The organism is Aeromonas sp. Y311-2 (assembly GCF_027706025.1).
Taxonomy (GTDB): domain Bacteria; phylum Pseudomonadota; class Gammaproteobacteria; order Enterobacterales; family Aeromonadaceae; genus Aeromonas; species Aeromonas veronii.
Map to the genome: position 1 here is coordinate 75,733 of NZ_JAPDCL010000020.1, position 19,874 is coordinate 95,606.

General features: G+C 59.5%; 20 protein-coding genes and 1 tRNA gene. 10 read left to right on the top strand and 11 right to left on the bottom strand.

Annotated elements, in window-relative coordinates; genetic code table 11:
• Genes apaG through lptD form a run of 5 tightly spaced genes read right to left on the bottom strand, consistent with a single transcriptional unit; the run spans position 1 to position 5,934 of the window.
• Entirely contained in the window at positions 1-363 is a 363-nt protein-coding gene (gene apaG / locus OKC42_RS17195) for a Co2+/Mg2+ efflux protein ApaG (protein WP_040065073.1), read from the bottom strand.
• Positions 364-367: 4 nt separating this feature from the next.
• Positions 368-1,180, bottom strand: a complete 813-nt coding sequence (gene rsmA, locus OKC42_RS17200; protein ID WP_005339016.1) for a 16S rRNA (adenine(1518)-N(6)/adenine(1519)-N(6))-dimethyltransferase RsmA — start codon at positions 1,178-1,180, stop codon at positions 368-370.
• Complete coding sequence (gene pdxA, locus OKC42_RS17205; protein ID WP_201942731.1) at positions 1,170-2,165, bottom strand: 4-hydroxythreonine-4-phosphate dehydrogenase PdxA; 996 nt, start codon at positions 2,163-2,165, stop codon at positions 1,170-1,172. Before pdxA ends, rsmA begins: the two co-directional genes overlap by 11 nt.
• Positions 2,165-3,463: a peptidylprolyl isomerase SurA gene (surA, locus tag OKC42_RS17210; RefSeq protein ID WP_201942734.1), complete on the bottom strand. Its 1,299-nt coding sequence runs from the start codon at positions 3,461-3,463 to the stop codon at positions 2,165-2,167. The genes pdxA and surA overlap by 1 nt, the downstream gene beginning before the upstream one ends.
• Positions 3,464-3,489: 26 nt before the next feature.
• Positions 3,490-5,934: an LPS assembly protein LptD gene (lptD, locus tag OKC42_RS17215; RefSeq protein WP_088870070.1), complete on the bottom strand. Its 2,445-nt coding sequence runs from the start codon at positions 5,932-5,934 to the stop codon at positions 3,490-3,492.
• Between the two features lie 174 nt (positions 5,935-6,108).
• Here lptD and OKC42_RS17220 point away from each other — a divergent pair, with 174 nt between their 5' ends.
• Genes OKC42_RS17220 through djlA form a run of 3 tightly spaced genes read left to right on the top strand, consistent with a single transcriptional unit; the run spans position 6,109 to position 8,637 of the window.
• A complete protein-coding gene (locus OKC42_RS17220) occupies positions 6,109-7,119 on the top strand; it encodes an aminoglycoside phosphotransferase family protein (protein ID WP_270820329.1) in 1,011 nt (336 codons plus the stop codon).
• Positions 7,116-7,784, top strand: coding sequence for an N-acetylmuramate alpha-1-phosphate uridylyltransferase MurU (gene murU, locus OKC42_RS17225; protein ID WP_270820331.1), 669 nt, complete (start codon positions 7,116-7,118; stop codon positions 7,782-7,784). The genes OKC42_RS17220 and murU overlap by 4 nt, the downstream gene beginning before the upstream one ends.
• Positions 7,785-7,803: 19 nt before the next feature.
• Positions 7,804-8,637: a co-chaperone DjlA gene (djlA, locus tag OKC42_RS17230; RefSeq protein ID WP_270820333.1), complete on the top strand. Its 834-nt coding sequence runs from the start codon at positions 7,804-7,806 to the stop codon at positions 8,635-8,637.
• A gap of 81 nt (positions 8,638-8,718) precedes the next feature.
• Here djlA and OKC42_RS17235 read toward each other — a convergent pair whose 3' ends face one another.
• On the bottom strand, positions 8,719-10,170 hold the full coding sequence (locus tag OKC42_RS17235) for an aminoacyl-histidine dipeptidase (RefSeq protein WP_108613104.1): 1,452 nt from the start codon (positions 10,168-10,170) through the stop codon (positions 8,719-8,721).
• Between the two features lie 947 nt (positions 10,171-11,117).
• Here OKC42_RS17235 and gpt point away from each other — a divergent pair.
• From gpt to OKC42_RS17260, 5 genes are all read left to right on the top strand, one after another.
• Positions 11,118-11,585 (top strand): xanthine phosphoribosyltransferase, encoded by a 468-nt coding sequence (gene gpt, locus OKC42_RS17240; protein WP_005339007.1) that lies wholly within the window; start codon positions 11,118-11,120, stop codon positions 11,583-11,585.
• Positions 11,586-11,757: 172 nt separating this feature from the next.
• Positions 11,758-13,026, top strand: coding sequence for an esterase FrsA (frsA, locus tag OKC42_RS17245; RefSeq protein ID WP_005349360.1), 1,269 nt, complete (start codon positions 11,758-11,760; stop codon positions 13,024-13,026).
• A 62-nt stretch (positions 13,027-13,088) separates the two neighbouring features.
• Positions 13,089-13,481: a sigma factor-binding protein Crl gene (crl, locus tag OKC42_RS17250; RefSeq protein ID WP_005339003.1), complete on the top strand. Its 393-nt coding sequence runs from the start codon at positions 13,089-13,091 to the stop codon at positions 13,479-13,481.
• Positions 13,482-13,661: 180 nt separating this feature from the next.
• Positions 13,662-14,765, top strand: coding sequence for a glutamate 5-kinase (gene proB / locus OKC42_RS17255; protein ID WP_005358365.1), 1,104 nt, complete (start codon positions 13,662-13,664; stop codon positions 14,763-14,765).
• Positions 14,766-14,799: 34 nt separating this feature from the next.
• Entirely contained in the window at positions 14,800-16,053 is a 1,254-nt protein-coding gene (locus OKC42_RS17260) for a glutamate-5-semialdehyde dehydrogenase (protein ID WP_201952618.1), read from the top strand.
• 97 nt (positions 16,054-16,150) lie between these two features.
• On the opposite strand, the gene OKC42_RS17265 is transcribed toward OKC42_RS17260, so the two are convergent.
• Genes OKC42_RS17265 through rsgA form a run of 5 tightly spaced genes read right to left on the bottom strand, consistent with a single transcriptional unit; the run spans position 16,151 to position 18,985 of the window.
• Positions 16,151-16,540 (bottom strand): hypothetical protein, encoded by a 390-nt coding sequence (locus tag OKC42_RS17265; protein WP_201952615.1) that lies wholly within the window; start codon positions 16,538-16,540, stop codon positions 16,151-16,153.
• 2 nt (positions 16,541-16,542) lie between these two features.
• On the bottom strand, positions 16,543-16,794 hold the full coding sequence (locus OKC42_RS17270; protein ID WP_005338984.1) for a DUF2960 domain-containing protein: 252 nt from the start codon (positions 16,792-16,794) through the stop codon (positions 16,543-16,545).
• The gene (locus tag OKC42_RS17275; protein WP_005349372.1) at positions 16,784-17,053 is read right to left on the bottom strand and encodes a VF530 family DNA-binding protein; all 270 of its coding nucleotides are present in this window, start codon (positions 17,051-17,053) and stop codon (positions 16,784-16,786) included. Before OKC42_RS17275 ends, OKC42_RS17270 begins: the two co-directional genes overlap by 11 nt.
• The gene (asd, locus tag OKC42_RS17280) at positions 17,050-17,922 is read right to left on the bottom strand and encodes an archaetidylserine decarboxylase (protein ID WP_270820336.1); all 873 of its coding nucleotides are present in this window, start codon (positions 17,920-17,922) and stop codon (positions 17,050-17,052) included. The genes OKC42_RS17275 and asd overlap by 4 nt, the downstream gene beginning before the upstream one ends.
• Before the next feature lie 28 nt (positions 17,923-17,950).
• Positions 17,951-18,985, bottom strand: a complete 1,035-nt coding sequence (gene rsgA / locus OKC42_RS17285; RefSeq protein ID WP_162850486.1) for a small ribosomal subunit biogenesis GTPase RsgA — start codon at positions 18,983-18,985, stop codon at positions 17,951-17,953.
• Between the two features lie 91 nt (positions 18,986-19,076).
• On the opposite strand from rsgA, the gene orn reads away from it, so the two are divergent.
• Together orn and OKC42_RS17295 are read left to right on the top strand one after the other, a co-directional pair.
• The gene (gene orn / locus OKC42_RS17290) at positions 19,077-19,622 is read left to right on the top strand and encodes an oligoribonuclease (RefSeq protein WP_151285918.1); all 546 of its coding nucleotides are present in this window, start codon (positions 19,077-19,079) and stop codon (positions 19,620-19,622) included.
• Between the two features lie 178 nt (positions 19,623-19,800).
• Positions 19,801-19,873 (top strand) — tRNA-Gly (locus OKC42_RS17295).
• Position 19,874 lies beyond the last annotated feature (1 nt).

Genomic DNA, 19,874 nt, shown 5'->3' on the forward strand with positions numbered 1-19,874 from the left:
TCAGTTGATAATATTGGGGATGGCCAGCGTGAAGGGGGCGATGGGCGCCTCAAACTGCTGACCAGAGCCATCTTGCAGGGTATAGCTCCCTTCCATCACCCCAAGCGGGGTCGCCAGCGGCACGCCGCTCTGGTAGCGGTAGGTCTCACCTTCGGCAATGACGGGTTGTTCCCCGACCACGCCCGGGCCTGCCACTTCCTGCATCTTGCCATTGGCATCGGTGATGAGCCAGCGCCGATGCAGCAGTTGCACCGGGCCAGGCCCCAGATTCTCAATCTCGATCAGATAGTGAAACTGGTAAGGGTCTTTGGAGCCCGCCACATACACGGGGTATGGGCGGATCTCGATGTGCGGGAGTGCCACAGGATCAGGCCTGTTGCTGATCCGCCAGCCAGTTGGCGATCATGACAAACTGCTCGAGGGAGAGATTCTCCGGGCGCAGGTTGCCATCGATACCAAGCTCGGTCAGCTGGGCGTCGGTGATGAAGTTGGAGAAGCTGTTGCGGATGGTCTTGCGACGCTGGCCAAAGCCTTCGGTACAGACGCGATTCAGACAACGAATGTCTTTTGCGACTATGGTCGGATTCTTGTGCGGGATCAGGCGAACTACGGCAGAGTCCACCTTTGGCGCCGGTTTGAAGGCACCCGGGCCCACTTCCAGCACAGGCACCACCTGGCAGTAGTACTGGGTCATCACGCTCAGGCGGCCATAAGCCTTGCTGCCCGGGCCTGCTGCCAGACGCAACACCACTTCCTTTTGCAGCATGAAATGCATGTCTTCAACCCGGTCGGCAAATTCGCACAGGTGGAAGATGAGCGGGGTTGAGATGTTGTAGGGCAGGTTGCCGAAGATGCGCAGCGGCCCCTTGCCTTCACCCATCAGGGTGCCGAAGTCGAAACGCATGGCGTCCGCTTCGATGACGGTCAGCTTGTCTTTGAGTGTCGGGTGCTCGCGCAGGCGAGCTGCCAGGTCCCGGTCAAGCTCGACCACGGTCATTTTGTCCATCTGGGCGGCGACCGGCTCGGTCAGCGCGGCCAGACCCGGACCGATCTCCACCAGATTCTGACCCGGCTGCGGGTTGATGGCGGCGACGATTTGATCGATCACATACCGGTCGTGCAAGAAGTTCTGACCGAAACGCTTACGGGCCGTGTGGCCCATGTGCACCTTACTGCTCATATCTTTTTTTCTCTACCATCTTGATGGCGTGGTTAATCGCGGTGACAAGGCTGCCCGAATCCGCCAGGCCCTTGCCTGCCAGATCCAGCGCGGTGCCGTGATCCACCGAAGTGCGGATGAAGGGAAGCCCCAGGGTGATATTGACCGAACTGCCGAAGCCCTTGTATTTGAGCACAGGCAGCCCCTGGTCGTGGTACATGGCGAGTACCGCATCCGCATCCTTGAGGTATTTCTCCTGGAACAGGGTGTCGGCCGGCAATGGGCCGACCAGATCGATCCCTTCCTGGCGCAGCGTGGCCAGAGCGGGTTCGATCACATCAATCTCTTCACGTCCAAGATGGCCACCTTCCCCCGCATGGGGGTTGAGGCCGCAGACGTAAATACGGGGTTTGGCGATGCCAAACTTGGTGGCGAGATCCTCGTTGAGGATCCGGATCACCTTGCCGAGGCGATCCTCGGTGATGGCCATCGCTACATAGGCCAGCGGAATATGGGTAGTCGCCAGTGCGACCCGCAGCCCCTCGGTTGCCAGCATCATTACCACATCGGCGGTGTTGGATTGCTGTGCAAAGAACTCGGTGTGGCCGCTGAACGAGACCCCGGCCTGGTTGATGATCCCCTTGTGCACCGGCCCGGTCACCACGGCGGCAAATTCGCCGCTCATGTTGCCATCACAGGCGCGCTGCAGGGTTGCCAGCACATAGGCGCCATTGCCTTCGTTCAGCTCGCCCGGCACCACGGGGGCGCCGAGGGAGACCGGACAGACGGTCAGGGTGCCCGCCCGCTGGGGGCGGGCAGGGGCAGCGGCATCGTAGGGCTCAAGCTCGATGGGCAGCCCAAGCAGGGTTGCCCGCTCGCGCAGCAGCGCCGGATCGGCGATCACCACCAACTGGTGGGGCCAATCCTGCTGGGCAATCTGCAGCACCAGATCCGGGCCGATCCCGGCCGGTTCGCCCGGGGTAACGGCAAGGCGACGGCAGCTCATCAGCTACCGGCTCCTTCGATCTGGATGTAGGCCTCGTCACGCAGCTCATCCAGCCACGCCTGGGACTCTTCCACGAAGCGACGGTTGTAGATCAGCTGGTAGGCGCGCTGCTCCTGAGCCTTGTCGGTCGCATCCTGGCTGCGGCGATCTTCCACCTGCACGATGTGCCAGCCGTGGCTGGTACGGAACGGGGCACTGATCTGGCCCGGTTGCAGACGGTTGACCATGTCGCGGAACTCGGGGACATAGACATTGGGATCAGACCAGCCCAGTTCGCCACCCTGCACCGCAGAGCCCGGATCTTCGGAGTACTTCTCCGCCATGCTGGCGAAGCTTGCCTTGCCGCTCTTGATGTCGTGCAGAATGCCATCCAGCATCCCCTTGGCTTTCTCTTCGCTCAGGATGATGGAGGGCTTGATCAGGATATGACGGGCCTTCACCTCGGTCTGCATCACTTGCTGCTGACCCTTGGTGTCGAACACCTTGACGATGTGCAGGCCGGCACCGGAGCGCAGCGGGCCGACGATGTCGCCCTTCTTGGCACCCTGTACCGCTTCCGCCATCAGGGTCGGCATCTCTTGCGGGCTCATCCAGCCCCAATCCCCCCCTTCCAGCGCCTTGGGACCATTACTCTCGGCAATGGCCAGTTTGCGGAAGTCGGCACCTTGCTTGAGAGCGGTCAGAATGCGTTCGATCTTGCTCTTGGCGGCATCCAGCTGGGCGGCAGTGGGGTTGTCCGGCAGGGCAATCTGGATATGGCCGACGTGGTATTCGTTCTGCTGTTGACCCTGTTTCTTCAGGATCTCCACCACCTGCTTCACCTCCTGATCGGAGATGTTGATACGGCGGCGCACCTGGTTGCGGCGCACCTCGTTCATCAGGATCTCGCGGCGAACCTCTTCCCGATATTGGGCATAGGTCATCCCTTCACGGGCGAGCTGGGCCCGCAGCTGATCCAGGGTCATCTTGTTGTCGGCAGCGATGCCCTGAATAGCCTGTTCCAGCTGGGTGTCGCTGATCTTCAGCCCCTGGCGCTCCGCCAGTTGCAACTGCAGGCTCTCCTGGATCAGGCGATCCAGCGCCTGTTTGCGCAGGGTGGCATCGTCAGGCAGGGACTGGCCGCTCTCCTGAGCGGAGAGTTTTACCTTGTTGACCAGTGCGTCCTGTTGGCTGGACAGCACCACGTCCTTGTTGACCACGGCCAGCACCTTGTCCATCAGCTCGGGCGCAGCCAGTGCGGCCTGGCTCATGGCACCGAACATTCCCGCGGTCAGCAGGGCAATCAGGGTCTTTTTCATATCCATCTCTCAAGGCTGGACCAGCATCATTGCTGGCCTTTCAGATTAAACGGGCGAACATAGGGCAACAGCTCGGTATCCAGGGTGACGCTACGGCCACCTGTACCCACGCTGCCAAGTCCCTTCATTTCAAACTGCAGACCAATGACTTTTTCCGAAGTGGGTTTCAGGGTGACGTTGTCCGGCTGATTGTGCCACTCCAGGCTCATGTTGATGCTCCAGCAGCAGGAGTCGTATTTGACACCGATCTTGCGGTCAATGTTCACATCCTGCTTGATGTCACGGTAGTAACCGCCATACATCTGCCACTGATCGGCGATCGGCGCCATCATCACCAGACCCGCCTGGCTCAGATCTTCTGCCAGCGCCGTGTTGGTCGGATAGCGATAGTCCAGGTTGCCATCCTTGATGTAGCGGTAGTTGACCTGAGTGGTCAGCTTGCCGGTCCGGTACTCGACTGCACCGTTGCCAGCCGTAAATTCACCCTCGGAGGTATCGTACTGGGTCCCCGCGTGGGCAAACCACTCATCGGTGATCCGGGCATCCCCCTCGAACGAGAGCAGGGAGCGGGCGTTGGTGCTTTCCGGATTTGAAGGGTAGAGGCGCACCTTGGGTGGTGTCATTTCGAAGGCCTGGGCCACCGCCAGACGCAACCGTTCATCACCCACATTGTCATAGACCCGGCTGGTCAGGCCAACGGTGACCCGATTGGCATCGCTGATGCGGTCGAGACCGGCAAAGCGGCGGTCACTGAACAGGCTGTAGTAGTCCTGACGGGTGGTGGTGGAGTCGTAGATCCCGATCTCGTCCTGATTTTTGTAAGGGATATAGAGGTACTGGAACTCGGGTTCCAGGGTTTGGGTGCCCTTGCCATCATACCAGTCGAGCGGCCGATCGAAGTTGACGCCCCCCTTGAGCCGGAAGGACGGCAGAGTACGGGTAATGGTGCCCTCTTTCAGGGTCAGCTGTTTGCTGTCTGCATCGGTGAAGCGGCTGCGGTCCTGGCTAACCAGATTATCGGGTACCTCCTGGTTGTAGGAGGTAAACATCAGCTTGTACTGACTGGTCAGGTAGTAACCCGGTGCATCCACCAGGGGCACGGTCAGGGTTGGCGCCAGATGCAGGCGGGTGGCGGTATAGCGCTCACCTGCTTGCAGAGTGGCGGCACTGCCACTGTCATAGCCAAACTTGGTCAGTTCACTGTTCCAGGCCAGATCGAACCACTTGCCTTGCTGATAGTAGTTGTAGTCGATACGCGGCAGCATCTCGTGGGGCAGCAGCGCATATGGGCTCAGGATCTGGTAGCGGCGCACCTCGGAGGTGAGGTTCCAGTTAGGCTGGTAATAGCCGGCGGTAAAGGATTGCTGCAACTGGCTGTCGACCTGAGTGCCCACTTGCGGGCTGAAGTCGTTGAAGTAGTTGTAATCCTTGTCGCGCACCTGGGTGTAGTCGATACCAAAACGCAGGCTGCCATCCATCAGGGCGGAACCGTGGCGGACGTTCATCAGGTAGCGATGTCCATCGGACAGGCCAGCCAGACTCGGATTGCTCGGGCTGTACTGCTTGTCATCCGCCAGATTTTCAAAATAGAGGGTGCCGGTGTGGGCGGGGTCCGGCATATAGCGGAACTCCACCTGTTCCATCAGGCCGCGTTTATCCATAAAACGGGAGGTGATGGTGGCATCGTAGTTGGGAGCTATGTTCCAGTAGAAGGGCTGGGTGATATCCATGCCGTTGCTGGAGCTCTGCTTGTAACCCGGGTAGAGCAGACCGGTCTTTCGCTCATCCTTGATGGGGAAGTTGATATAGGGGAAGTAGAACACCGGATAGTCGTAAAGCCAGAGGCTGGCGTTCCAGGCTTCGCCGAACACCTCTTTCTGGTCGATGTCGATACTGCCCGCCTTGAGGGTCCACACTTCCTGACCGGGGGGGCAGGTGGTGTACTGGGCACCCTCCATGGTGATGTTCTGGTTGTTGTTGGTCATCACCACTCGCTTGGCAAAGCCGCGCACCGGTGAGCCATGCACCTGATACTTGCCCTCTTCCAGTTCGGAGTTCTTGGTATCCAGGTTGGATTTGAGGGTCTTGTCGCTGGTGACGGTCACCTGACCGTCGTTGTAATAGATGTTGCCGATGGCGATGACATCCCGGCTCTTCTGATCGAGCTGGGCATAGTCGGAGTCAAACTTGCGAACACCCTGACGAACCTTGACGTCGCCTTCATAGACGGCGGTGCCGCCCTGTTTGGCCTCGAGACGGTCAGCATCAACCTCGACCGGCTGTGCGTTGGCATCCTGATCCGATGCAGGCTTCTCTATCTTGGGAACATAGTCATAGCAGAGACTATCGAGAATGCCGGTGGCTGGCGGCGCTTCGAACGGGGCCGCCTGCACCATCATAGGGGTGAGTGCGGGGGCCAGGCTGATAGTCAGGGCGATGGGATAGCGGTACCCCAGTGTCCATTTTGTCATGTGAAAGACTCGTGCAATCCGTGATAGATACGGTTGATCCAAGGCATGCATTTTACGACAGGTTTCATCGAGTTGACATTGCATGTCATTGCTTTATGTTAGCCGGCAATGATAAAGCATTATTGCGGCCAGGGCTAACAGCCAAGTGCTGCTTTCCACCTTGGTCCTCTACTTATGCACGATCGCGATTCCCTGCTATTGCTGTGGGCACGCCGTATTTCCGGTGATGCCACTCTCACGCTTACCCTCATTTCCGGTGATGCCAGCTTCCGCCGCTACTCTCGTGGTGGTGGTCTGGTGTGGGTGGATGCCAATCCGAAAACCGAAAAAAATCATGAGTTTGTTCGTAACTCGGCCGCCTTGCTGGCGCGTCAGCTGTTGGCGCCAGAGGTCAAGGCGGTGGACTACGAACAGGGTCTGCTGGCGGTCAGTGACCTGGGCGATACCCAGCTGATCAGCTGCCTGAACGAGCACAATGTGCTGGCCTGGTATGGCAAGGCGATTGATTTGCTGCCCCGCCTGGGGGCGGTTGAACTGGCGCTTGAACCCTTCGATGCGGCTTTTATGGCGCGGGAGAACAGCATTTTCCCCGAGTGGCTGCTGGGTCATCATCTGCAGCTGACCCTGAGCCATGAAGAGCAGCAACTGCTGGACGAGACCTTTGCTTGCCTCACCGCCTGCAATCTGGCTCAGCCGCAAGGGGTCATGCACCGTGACTTCCACAGTCGCAACCTGATGGTGTGCGGCGGTGACAATCCTGATAGCAGCGAACTCGCCATCATCGATTTTCAGGATATGGTCATCGGGCCGCTTACCTATGACCTGGTCTCCCTGCTGAAAGATTGCTACGTACGCTGGCCTGACGAGGTGATCGATGAAGGGATGCGCCACGGCTTTGCCACCCTGCAACAGGCGGGTCTGCTTGGCGAGCTCGATTATGCCAGTTTCCGTCGTGATGCCGACCTGACCGGCATGCAGCGCCACCTCAAAGCGGCGGGGATCTTCACCCGGCTCTATCATCGCGACGGCAAGTCCGGCTATCTCAAGGATATTCCCCGTACCCTCGGCTATGTGGTGGATGTCTGTCGCACTCATGGTAGTGCCTATCCGGTACTGGCCCGTTTTGGTCAGTGGCTGGAGCAGGTGGTGTTGCCGGGGATCGCCAACGCTGGGGTTAAACCATGAAGGCGATGATCCTGGCCGCTGGCCGTGGCGAGCGGATGCGCCCGCTGACCGACCTGCTGCCCAAGCCGCTGCTGGCGGTGGGGGGCAAGCCGCTCATCGTTCATCACATCGAAAAACTCAAAGCCGCTGGCGTGACCGAGCTGGTGATCAACCATGCCTGGCTCGGCCACAAGTTGGTCGAGAGCCTTGGTGATGGCAGTGCGCTCGGCGTGACCATCCACTGGTCAGCCGAGGAGAGCGCGCTGGAGACCGCGGGCGGCATAGTGCAGGCGCTGCCGCTGCTGGGCTCTGAAGCCTTTTTGGTGATCAACGGCGATACCTGGCTCGATCTCGATTATCACACTCTGGTCAGCCAGCCCCTGGGCGAGGATCTGGCCCACCTTTGGCTAGTGCCCAATCCGCCCCAGCACCCGAGCGGGGACTTTGCCCTGCAAGAAGGGCGAGTCGTGGATACGCCAGCGTTTACCTTCAGCGGGGTCGGACTATATGATCCGGCGGCCTTTGCCGGTCTCGCGGGCGGCGCCTGCAAACTGGCGCCCCTGCTGCGTGACTGGATGGCGCAAGGGCGGGTGGGCGGCAGCCTGCTCGTTGGCGAGTGGCGCGATATCGGCACGGTCGATCGACTGCGCGAGCTGGATGACCAGCTCCAGGCCCGCACTCATTAACTTCAAGAGGTCTTGAACCATGCGTATTTGGGGTAAGGTGCTGGGCGCCTTCTTCGGTTTTCTGCTCGGCAATATCATCGGCGCCCTGATTGGCCTCTGGATTGGCCACCGTTTCGACCGTGGCATGGGGCTGCAGGGGGCGTTTCGTCGCGGTCCGAGTCAGGAGCAGCAAGCCGTCTTCTTCCATGCCACCTTCTCGGTGATGGGCCATATCGCCAAGTCCAGCGGTCAGGTGACCGAGCAGGAGATCCGGGTTGCCTCCAACCTGATGGATCGGATGCGATTGGTGGGGGAGCAGCGTGCCCGGGCACAGGAGTCGTTTCGTCTCGGTAAGGAGGCCGACTTCCCGCTACGCGAGACCCTGGCCGAGTTCCGCCGTGCCAGTCTGGGGCAGCGCGATATTCTGCGCTTCTTCCTCGAAGTACAGTTGCAGGCGGCCTTTGCCGACGGGCGGGTAGAGGAGGGCGAGCGCGCCATTCTGCACACCATTGCCGACGAACTGGGCTTCAGCCGCATCGAGCTGGCCCGCATTCTGGCGATGGCCGAAGCGCAGATGAACTTCTTCAATCAGGCCCATGGCCAGTATCAGGGGGGCCATTCCGGTGGCCAGCAGTATCGGCAGACGGCACCCTCTGCGGATCGCCTCAAGAATGCCTACCAGTTGCTGGGAGTGAGCGAGAGCGACAGCGATCAGGATATCAAGCGCGCCTACCGCAAGGAGATGAGCAAGCATCATCCGGACAAGCTGGCCGCCAAAGGGCTGCCGCCGGAGATGATGGAGATGGCCAAGGAGAAGACCCAGGAGATCCAGCAAGCCTGGGAGTGGATCCGCGAGGCGCGCGGCATCCGTTAAGCGCCAAAATCTGGCTGTAACAGACAATAAAAAGCCCCGCAGCAGTGCGGGGCTTTGTTTTGCCGTGTGGCGCAGGCCGGGTTATTTGGCCGGAATCGCTTCCAGCACGTGCACCAGCAGTTGCCAGAAACGTTCGACCGCCGGGATATGTACCTTCTCGTCAGGGGAGTGGGCACCGCGGATGGTCGGGCCGAAGGAGACCATGTCCCACTCCGGATAGGCGCTCTTGAACAGACCGCACTCGAGACCAGCGTGGATCACCATGACGTTGGGCATGGTACCAAACAGGGTCTGGTAGCTGTTGCGTACCAGCGCCATGACGGGGGAGTCCACGTTCGGCGCCCAACCCGGATAGGCACCGGTGAATTCGCAGCTGGCGCCTGCCAGGGTGAACAGGGAGCGGGTCATCTGCTCGATGCTCTCGCGGCCGGAGTCAATCAGGGAGCGGATCAGGCACTGGACGTACACTTCGCCATCCTGAGTCTTGATGACCCCCAGGTTGGTAGAGGTTTCGGTCACGCCGGGCATAGCATCGCTCATGCGCATCACGCCGTTCGGGCAGGCCATCAGGGCATCCAGCAGGCGCTGCTGCAGGGAGACGCTCATCAGCTTGGCCGGTTTGGCGGCGCTGTTGACCAGCACGGTCAGGTTTGGCTCGGTGGCGGCCAGTTCGGTCTGGTAGATCCCGGTGTAGCGGTCAACCAGCGCCTTGAACTCGTTTACGCTGGCAGCAGGCACCAGCAGGGTGGCACGGGCTTCGCGCGGGATGGCGTTGCGCAGAGTGCCGCCGTGGATCTCGGCCAGACGCACACCCAGCGGCTCGGCTGCTTTGAGCAGACGCACCAGCAGCTTGTTGGCGTTGCCACGACCGCGATGGATATCGCAACCTGAGTGGCCGCCACGCAGCCCTTTGACCGCCAGCTCGAACGCTTCGCCTTCGCTGGCGTCAACCAGCTCGAGCGGGAAGCGGATATTGGCATCCACACCGCCAGCGCAGCCCATATAGACTTCGCCATCCTCTTCGGAGTCGGTGTTGAGCAGAATTTCGCCCTCCAGCCAGCCCGCTTCCAGACCGAAGGCGCCGGTCATGCCGGTCTCTTCGTCTGTGGTCAGCAGCACTTCCAGCGGACCGTGCTTGATGGTCTTGTCAGCCAGCACAGCCAGACAACCGGCCATGCCGATGCCGTTGTCGGCACCCAGGGTGGTGCCACGAGCAGTGACCCACTCGCCATCGACATAGGCATCGATGGGATCGGTCGCGAAGTCGTGTTTGGTGTCTGCGTTAGCCTGCGGCACCATGTCGATGTGGGCCTGCAGTACCACGGCTTTACGGTTTTCCATCCCCGGGGTGGCCGGTTTCTTGATGATGATGTTGCCGACCTTGTCCTGCTTGACCGCCAGACCTTCCCCTTGAGCCCATTGGATGATCCAGGCGCTCAGTTTGGCTTCATGTTTGGAAGGGTGGGGGATGGAGCAGATCTGTTCGAAGAAATGCCAAATCAGTTTGGGAGAGAGAGAGCTAAGCTGTGCCACGTCGGGACTCCTTACCAGCACGGAATTAACAGGGCCCCATCAGCGGGCCGGGGAAGAGGATAACGATAATACAGTCAATCACACAAAAATGTGAGCAATCAGCGCAAATCGCAGGCAGCTTGTGCTGGCTGATGGCAACCAGGCAGTACGATCGTCAGGTTCGGACGACGCTGACCGATAGAAAAGAAAATATGTGACCGATCTCACAAAAATATTGAATTTAATGCACCGACTGGTAAATTAGCTCCCGTGGTTCGCCACCCGTCAGGATGACGATGAAAGCCTCCAGGGAACCGAAGCAAAGCAAGTGCGCCTCCATGGAATCGAGTGTTCGTTCAAGGATTTGAGCCCGCATTAAAGGTACGTAACTTGTTAAGCAATCAGGAGTTTCAATATGCCAGGCAGCAACTCAACCTATTGGTTTGCCCCTTCTTTGTATACCCAGGGTTTCAGCTACCCTAACCCCTTCGTCACTCGTCGCTAAGGCGAGCTGCCCAACCAGGCAGAGGCGAGAAAGCAGCAGGTGCGTGAGGTAAATCCTCCCCCTGCTATTTTTTTATCTGCGATTTGCCGCACAGCCCATTTGGACTCGGCAGCAGGGACGGCAGGTTAGTCGTTTGGCGCTCGAGATGTGCCGAATGGAGAGGGGGATGCCGATTTTTCCTGTTTTTGGCATACGTTTGCCAGGCATTTTCTCTGCAAACGGTGCTATCATATCGGCCCAACAGCCTGTCCGCGGTTTGGACACTTCATCTAACCGATCGCCGGATAAGCCCATCTTGCTTCCATTGTTATCAGATTTGCTGCCGAGGCTTAGCCCTGAGGCAGCTGAAGTGCAATCTGAATTCAGTCGGGCAAGGGCCGCCATTTACAGGCATCCGCAGGGATAATTGCGGATGTTGTTATTTTAAGTAATTGTTTTTAAATAACTATTCGAGATCGATAACATGCCGAAAAAGTTCTATGTGTCGTGGGACAACCTGCAACGTGAAGCTCGCCGTCTGGCCCGTCGTCAGCTGCCTGTCAGCCAGTGGAAAGGTATCATCGCGGTCAGCCGTGGTGGTCTGGTGCCCGCAGCCCTGATGGCCCGTGAACTTGGCATTCGTAATGTGGAAACCCTCTGCATCTCCAGCTATGACCATGACAGCCAGCGCGAGCTGGTGGTCGTGAAGGCTGCCACCACCGCTGGTGACGGCGAAGGCTGGCTGGTGGTGGAAGATCTGGTGGACACCGGCACTACCGCCAAGGCGATCCGCGAGCTCTACCCGAAAGCCAAGTTCATCGCGATTTTCGCCAAGCCGATGGGCGAAGCGCTGCTGGACGATTTCGAAGTGGCGATCCCGCAGGATACCTGGATTGAACAGCCGTGGGATATGGCACTGGAGTTCGCCACACCGATCTGCGACGAAAAGTAACGGGATTGGGATGTGACGCTCGCTGCGTCCATTGGTCGCAACCGGCAATAATGGTTTCACAGGGCTCCAATTTGGAGCCCTGTTTTTTTGTGTATCAATCTGTTGCAGGGTGGCTGATGGGCAGTAAAAGTGGTTAAGATGAGCTATTGCCTGATATGAATGGGACACTATCTTGGACTTGAACGAAGACCTAAACCTGACCGAACAGCTCTTTACCCGCGTCAAGAAGGTATTGGAAACATCCGAGATCTCCAACTCCAGTGCGGCTGATCTGGCGCAAGCCGAGTCAGACGAGATGTTTATCGACGGCTCCATGTCAAAGAGCTGGTATCGCTTGCTGCGTCGCCCCTCCTGGACCTGGCAGGGTGCTGATCCCATCGAAGTGGAGCAGACCCTGGCCCGTATCGCCATGGCGACCGGCGAGCGCACCCACGATTGCTATCTCGATACCATCAAGGGCTATGTGCCCGGCAACTGGATCTACGAGTGGAGCCAGGTGGCTGGCAACTATTTCAAGCAGGGCCGCGAACTGCGCGAGAAGGGTGATCCTTCTGGCGCCTTGAAACAGCTGCTCAAGGCGGTGCGCTACTACTCCATCGCCAGCTATCCCCATCTCAAGGATGACGAGCTGGCGGATCAGGCCCAGCTGCTCGGTAACATGGCCTATCGCGAGGCGGGTCGCCTGTTCAAGGTGCCGCTCAAAGAGATCCAGGTGCCTTTTCGCGGCAAGCATATTCAGGGCTATCTCCACCTGCCGACGACCGAAAAACCGGTGCCGCTGGTGATCATCAGCGGCGGGATCGACTCCCTGCAGCTCGATTTCCTCAACTTCTATCTCAAACGGCTCGAGCCCAACGGTATCGGCATGCTCTCCCTCGATATGCCCGGGGTCGGCTATGCCGAGCATTGGCCGCTGGTGCAGGATACCAGCCGTCTCCATCAGGCGGTGCTCCATTACCTCTCCGAGGTGGCCTGGGTCGATCATCAGCGTATCGCCATGGTGGGAATGCGTCTGGCGGGCAATATCGCAGCCAGACTGGCCTTTATCGAACCGTTCAAGCTGCGCACCGTGGTCTGTGTCGGCGCCGGGGTCAATCAGGTGTTTACCAATCAGGAGCTGTTTGCCAAGTGTCCGCGCATGATGCGGGATAGTCTGGCCAACCGGTTGGGGGCGGATGCGGCGCAGTGGGACGGCATGCGTACCAAGTGCCAGGTATTTTCACTTAAAACGCAAGGATTACTGGGGACTCGCACCTCTGTGCCGATATTAAGTATTGGACACAAGCGAGATTTTATTTGTCCCGAGCAGGATGTACGGGCATTGGCGGCGGCCAGTCGTAACGGCAAGGCCATCGTATTCGACAAACAGCCTTTGCTGGAGGTGTATGACAAGGCACTGGACGAAATCGTCGAGTGGCTGAAACAGCATTTGTGTACCTGACATTGCGCTAAAGAACTGACGCCATCCCGAGGTGGCGCGGCTTGTTTAACAGGGAGGTTAACATGTCTGAAAGAGTGACCTACAAGCGACTGCTGAGGCAGTTTGCTGCCATTGGCCCCTATTTGCGCGAAGATCTCTGCGAAGAGGGGCGTTATCGTTTCGATTGCCTGTCGGTCTGTGTCAGCGCCAAGCCTGCGCCGGACAAACGGGAGTTCTGGGGCTGGTGGCTGGTGCTGGAGCAGGACGATCACCATTTCCGTTACCACTATCAGCTCGGTTTCTACAATGCTGATGGTGAGTGGCTGGACAAGCCGATCCCCAAGAAGCACCAGGTAGAAGTGGAGCGGACCCTCAACCGTTTCTACAAGCTCATCAGCGACAAACTGACGGCTCTGGAGTGTCAGTTAGCGCCAGCGGATCAGGTCACCAATGAGTTGACCGTGACCGCTGCTTGATCCCTGATGCCCGGCGAGCAGCATCCCGCTGTTTGCCGGGCCATCAGTCAGCCATCTCCCCTTCCGCCCGCAATCATCCGGGCCTTTGCTTCATCTCCTCACCCCGGCGTTAATTGCCTTGCAGGGCACCATGGCCGTGGGTATAAAGATATTCCTTACTTTTTTAGCCTTTATGCTCCCATGGAAAACAGAACCATAGTCGTCAAGTTGGGCACCAGCGTGCTCACAGGGGGGTCTTCCCAGCTCAATCGTGCCCATATGGTCGAGCTGGTCAGACAGTGTGCGGCCTTGCACCGTCACGGCCATCGGGTCGTGGTCGTCACATCAGGGGCTATCGCCGCCGGGCGTGAACATCTGGGTCACCCGCCACTGGCGCCAACCCTGCCCAACAAGCAGATGCTAGCGGCGGTTGGTCAGACCCAGCTGATTCGGGTATGGCAGGATCTGTTCAACCTCTACGGTCTGCATATCGGCCAGATGCTGCTGACCCGCGCCGATCTGGAGGATCGGGAGCGCTACCTCAACGCCCGCGACACCATGCGCACCCTGCTCGATCACCGCATTATTCCGGTGATCAACGAAAACGATGCGGTGGCGACCGCCGAGATCAAGGTAGGTGACAACGACAACCTCTCCGCACGGGCCGCCATTCTGGCGGATGCGGATCTGCTGATCCTGCTAACCGACCAGAAGGGGCTGTTTACCGCCGATCCGCGCACCAATCCCGACGCCCAGCTTATTGAAGAGGTGCAGACCATCGACGATACCCTGCGCTCGCTGGCGGGTGACAGTGTCAGCGGCCTCGGCACCGGCGGCATGGCTACCAAGCTGCAGGCCGCCGATGTGGCACGCCGCGCCGGTGTCAACGTGGTGATCGCGACCGGCCAGATGCCGGAGGTGATCGGCCGTCTTGCCAAGGGTGAGCGTATTGGCACCCTGTTCCCCGCGTTGGCGTCCCCGCTGGAAGGGCGCAAGAGCTGGATCCTGGCAGGTCCACCTCCTCACGGCGAAGTGCATGTGGATCAGGGCGCAGTTGCCGCCATGAAGGAGAAAGGCTCCAGCCTGCTGCCCAAGGGGATCGTCGCGGTCAAGGGCGACTTTATTCGAGGCGATGTGGTGCGCATTCTTGATCCCAAAGGCGCCGAGCTGGCGCGCGGTATCTGCCGTTACGACCATCTGGAGCTGGAGAAGCTGCGCGGCGTCCACTCGGATCAGATTGAGCAGGTACTGGGCTATGGATATGGTTCAGTAGCCATCCATCGAGACGATATGGTGCTGCTCTAATCAGGGCGGCACAGCATGAACAAAGGGAACCGAGATGAGTCTGGAGAAAATGGGGCAGGCGGCCCGTGAAGCCGCCTATCAGCTGGCTACCATCAGCACAGCGCAGAAGAATCGGGCGCTGGCCGCCATCGCCGACGAGCTGGAGGCGCGCAGTGAGCAGATCCTCGCCGCCAACGCGAAAGATATTGCCGCCGGCCGTGAGGCTGGCTTGTCAGAGGCGATGCTGGATCGCCTGCTGCTCAATCCGGCGCGTCTGGCCGGGATTGTGGCGGATGTGCGCAAGGTAATTACTCTGGATGATCCGGTCGGTGCCGAAATGGATAGCCGGGTGCTGGAGAATGGTCTGCGGCTCTCCCGTCGTCGGGTGCCTATCGGGGTTATCGGCGTCATCTACGAGGCGCGCCCCAACGTCACCATCGACATCGCCAGCCTCTGCCTCAAGACCGGCAACGCCAGCATCCTGCGTGGTGGGCGCGAGACCTTCCATTCCAATCTGGAGCTGGTGCGGGTGATCCAGCATGCCTTGGCGGCCTCCGGTCTGCCCGAGGCGGCGGTGCAGTACATCGACAACCCGGATCGGGCGCTGGTCGGCGAGTTGCTGCGCCTAGACCGCTATGTGGACATGATCATCCCCCGTGGCGGTGCCGGCCTGCACAAGATGTGCAAGGAGAACAGCTCCATCCCGGTCATCATCGGCGGGTTCGGTATCAGCCATATTTTCGTCGACGAGAGTGCCGATCTGGTGCGCTCTCTGGCGGTCATCGACAACGCCAAGGTGCAACGCCCCTCCGCCTGCAATGCCCTCGATACTCTGCTGGTACACGAGAAAGTCGCTTCGGCTTTCCTGCCGCAGCTGGTGACGCTGATGAACGAGCGCAAGGTGACGCTGGTGGCCGCGCCCAACGCCATGAGGCAGTTGGCGGGTGCCGACAACCTGTGCGAGGCGGGGCCGGAGGATTTCGATACCGAGTGGCTCGGTCTGACCCTGGGGGTCAAGCTGGTTGCGGATGTGAACGAAGCGCTGGCCCATATGCGCGAGCATAACGCCGGCCACTCCGATGCCATCCTGACCAACGATCTGGCCAACGCCGAGCGTTTCGTCAACGGAGCCGGTTCGGCGGCTGTCTATGTCAACGCCTCCACCCGTTTCACCGATGGTGGCCAGTTTGGTTTGGGGGCCGAGGTGGCGGTCTCGACCCAGATGCTGCATGCCCGTGGCCCCATGGGGCTCACCGAGCTTACCAGCTACAAGTGGGTAGGGCAGGCCGATTACCTCAGCCGCGCCTGATAACCGGTTGTGTCAGATACAAAAATGCCGACTCTTGGGTCGACATTTTTGTTCGCGTGCATCGCACCGATACCACGCCGTGCGCTATTCCTCGGGGTTATTCCCCGTGATAGAGCGCCTTGTCACCTTGCTTGAGCACATAACCCTTCCAGATAAAGAGGGTGTAGCCGCGACCCTGCCACGACCAGTTGCCCTCCGCACCTTGACGGGTCAGCAGGTGCTGCTCGCCGCTTGGTAGATGCAGTTCGGCCTGCGTCTGGTCGGTGTTGAACAGCACGAAGGCGCTGCTGGTCTGGCTGGCATCGGTCGGATTGAGCCGGATACCCTCTTCAAACAGGCGCACACATTTGCCAGTCAGCGCTGACCACTGATAGCCCGCACTGCCGATACAGCCGTGGCTGTCGCGATCGCCGCCCACCAGATGTTGTTCCGGTGTACTGCATGCCGCCAGCAGCAGAGAGGCGGCCATCAGGGTCAAGGTGCGCATGGTTACTCCTGCAGATCCCGTTCGATGACGATGTTGGAGAATCCCAACTCTTTGAAGTAGTTCTCCTGATAATCCTTCACGCTTTTCTTGTCGCGGCGACAAACCTGAGCCAGCTGGGCCTCCATGGCGTGAAAACTGGTGAGATCCAGCCCTTCGGCAGCTGCGATGGCGTCGTAGATGCTGCGGAACTTGTCGTTCGCGTAGCCGATCTCCTTGGCCTGTTTTTTATAGGTATACGTAATCTTAAAGGCCATCTTGCCCTTCCTTCTTCGATTTGGCTTGCTTGCGCTGGACGTAGAGGTAGAGGCTTTCGACCTTCTCCCGGGCCCAGGGGGTCTTGCGCAAGAACTTCAGGCTGGACTTGATGCTGGGATTATCGGTGAAGCAGCGGATATTGATCTGCTGCCCCAGCTCTTCCCAGCCATAGTGTTCGACCAGCGCGGTGACGATGGCTTCCAGTGTCAGCCCGTGCAGCGGGTTGTTCTTCTGCGAGGCGTTCGGTTGCTCGCTCATGCCTGCTCCGCCAGCTTGGCAAAGGGCTGACCCATGCGGGTGGTGACACCGTTGGCCAAGTGAGGTTCGAAACCGGCCAGCATGCCCGGGCCAAACAGGCAGACCACGGTGCTGCCCAGCTTGAACAGGCCCATTTCGGCGCCTTTTTGCAGGGTAATGGCCTCGTCGCCGCTGTAGTCCCAACGCACCACCTTCTTCTCTTTGGTCGGTGCAATATTGCCGGCCCAGATGGTCTCGATGCTGGCCACGATAGTGGCACCGACCAGCACCAGCGCCATGGGGCCGTGCGGAGTGCGGAAGGTGGCGACCACCCGCTCGTTGCGGGCAAACAGGTTGGGCACGTTCTCGGCGGTGAGCGGGTTGACGGAGAAGAGATCCCCCGGCACGAACACCATGCTCTCCAGCACACCGTCCAGCGGCATATGGATGCGGTGATAATCCTTGGGCGCCAGATAGATGGTGGCAAAGTCGCCATCCTTGAACGGCGCCACCAGATCCTCATAGCCGCCCAGTAGTTCGCGGGCGCTGTAGTCGTGGCCCTTGGCCTGAATGATGCGACCCTGCTGGATGGGGCCGAGCTGGCTGACGGTGCCATCGACCGGCAGCGCCAGGGTCATGGCATCTTCTATCACGGGGCGGATGCCGGGCTTGAGCTCGCGGGTGAAGAACTCGTTGAAACTCTTGTAGTGGGCCGGACTCTCGTGCAGTGCCTCGCTCATGTCGACCTGATACTGCTTGATAAAGGCCTCGATCACTTTGGTGGTGATGTTGCCCGCTTCGGCGGCGGCAAACTTGCCGATCAGACGGGAGAGGGCGTGCTTGGGCAGACAGTATTGACCGGCAATTTTCAGGTTGTCAGTAATGCTCATGTTCATCATCAACGTAGGTTTATTAGGGTCACAGGCGCGCTTGCTGGCGACCGTGACGGGCTTCCTGCATGGTTTCCAGGATGCGGTGATAGTTGTGGAAGCGATCGGCGCTGATGGCGCCCGCGTCGACCGCGGCGCGCAGGGCACAGCCGGGATCGTCCTTGTGGGTACAGTCGCGGAACTTGCAACCACCCAGATAGTCGCGAAACTCGACGAAGCACCAGGTGATGCGGTCGGCCTCCAGATGCCAGAGGGCGAACTCGCGGATCCCCGGGGAGTCGATGAGATCGCCACCGCTCGGGAAGTGGTAGAGCCGCGCCGTGGTGGTGGTGTGCTGGCCGAGCCCCGAGTTTTCGGAGATCTCGCCGGTAAGTACATCCAGCCCCGGCATCAGGGCGTTGGTGAGCGACGACTTGCCCACCCCGGACTGGCCGACGAAGATGCTGATCTTGTCGGTCAGTGCGGCTTTAAGCTCATCGAGCCCTTCACCGCTCTCGCAGCTCACCAGCAGCACCTCGTAATTGAGCTTGCGGTAGGTTTCGAGCTGGCTCTCGATGCGCGCTCTGGCGGCATCATCCAGCATATCGACCTTGTTCAGCACGATGAGGGGGCGGATCTCCACATCCTCGGCGGCCACCAGATAGCGGTCGACGATGTTGGTGGAGAACTCGGGCATCACCGCCGAGACGATGATGATCTGGTCGATATTAGCGGCGATGGGTTTGACACCGTCGTAGAAGTCCGGCCGGGTCAGTACCGAGTGGCGCGGATGCACCGCCTCGATGACGCCCGCTGTCGCGGTATTGAGGCCGGGACGCCACACTACCTTGTCGCCACAGACCAGACTGCTGATGCTGCTGCGCCGCAGGTTGCTGCGGTGGATGGTGCCATCGACCGCTTCCACGTCTGCGTGCTGACCAAAACGGCTGATCACCACCCCTTCGATGGCGGGGCCAAACAGGGTGTCATCCACCACTGTGGTGTGATCTTTTTGCAGCCGCCGTTCGCGGTTGGCCTGGACGCGCCTTTGTTGACCCAGATTGAGTTTTGCTTTCTTTGCCACTCGATTCGCCAGTTTATGAACAGATCCAAAGCCAGTATGATACATGCAAATTGGCAAAATTCCGCCATTCCTCCCAATAGAGAGAGCAATCATGACAGTCAGCGCGCAGAACCTGGTATGGATCGACATGGAGATGACGGGTCTCGACCCCGAAGAGAACGTGGTACTGGAGATTGCCACCATAGTCACCGACAAGGATCTGAACGTACTGGCCGAAGGGCCGGTCATCGCCATTCATCAGAGTGATGAAGAGCTGGCCAAGATGGACGAGTGGAACGTCAACACCCATACCAAGAGCGGTCTGGTGGCCCGGGTCAAGGCGAGCCAGCACGATGAGGCGAAAGCCATTGCCGAGACCCTCGACTTCATTCGCCAGTGGGTGCCGGAGCGCACCAGCCCGCTGTGCGGCAACAGCATCGGTCAGGATCGCCGCTTCATGGTCAAGCACATGGCCGAGCTGGAAGCCTTCTTCCACTACCGCAATGTCGACGTCAGCACCATCAAGGAGCTGGTACGCCGCTGGCAGCCGGAACTGCTGGATCAGTTCAAGAAGAGCGGCACCCACCAGGCGCTGGACGATATCCGCGAATCCATCGCCGAGCTGCAGTTCTATCGCAGCCACGTCTTCAAGATCTGATTCCCCGGCAAGGGTTTGTCATACTCTGGCTGCTAAAATCGACAGTTCGGCCAGCTTTTGAGCGAACGCGCGCAACCAGACAAAAAAGCCCTTGCAATTGGAATGACTGCTCTTATAATTCGGCTCCCGTACAGTAGCGCAAGCAACCAAATGCTGTACGGCCTGTTTTAAGGTAGTTGCGGGAATAGCTCAGTTGGTAGAGCACGACCTTGCCAAGGTCGGGGTCGCGAGTTCGAGTCTCGTTTCCCGCTC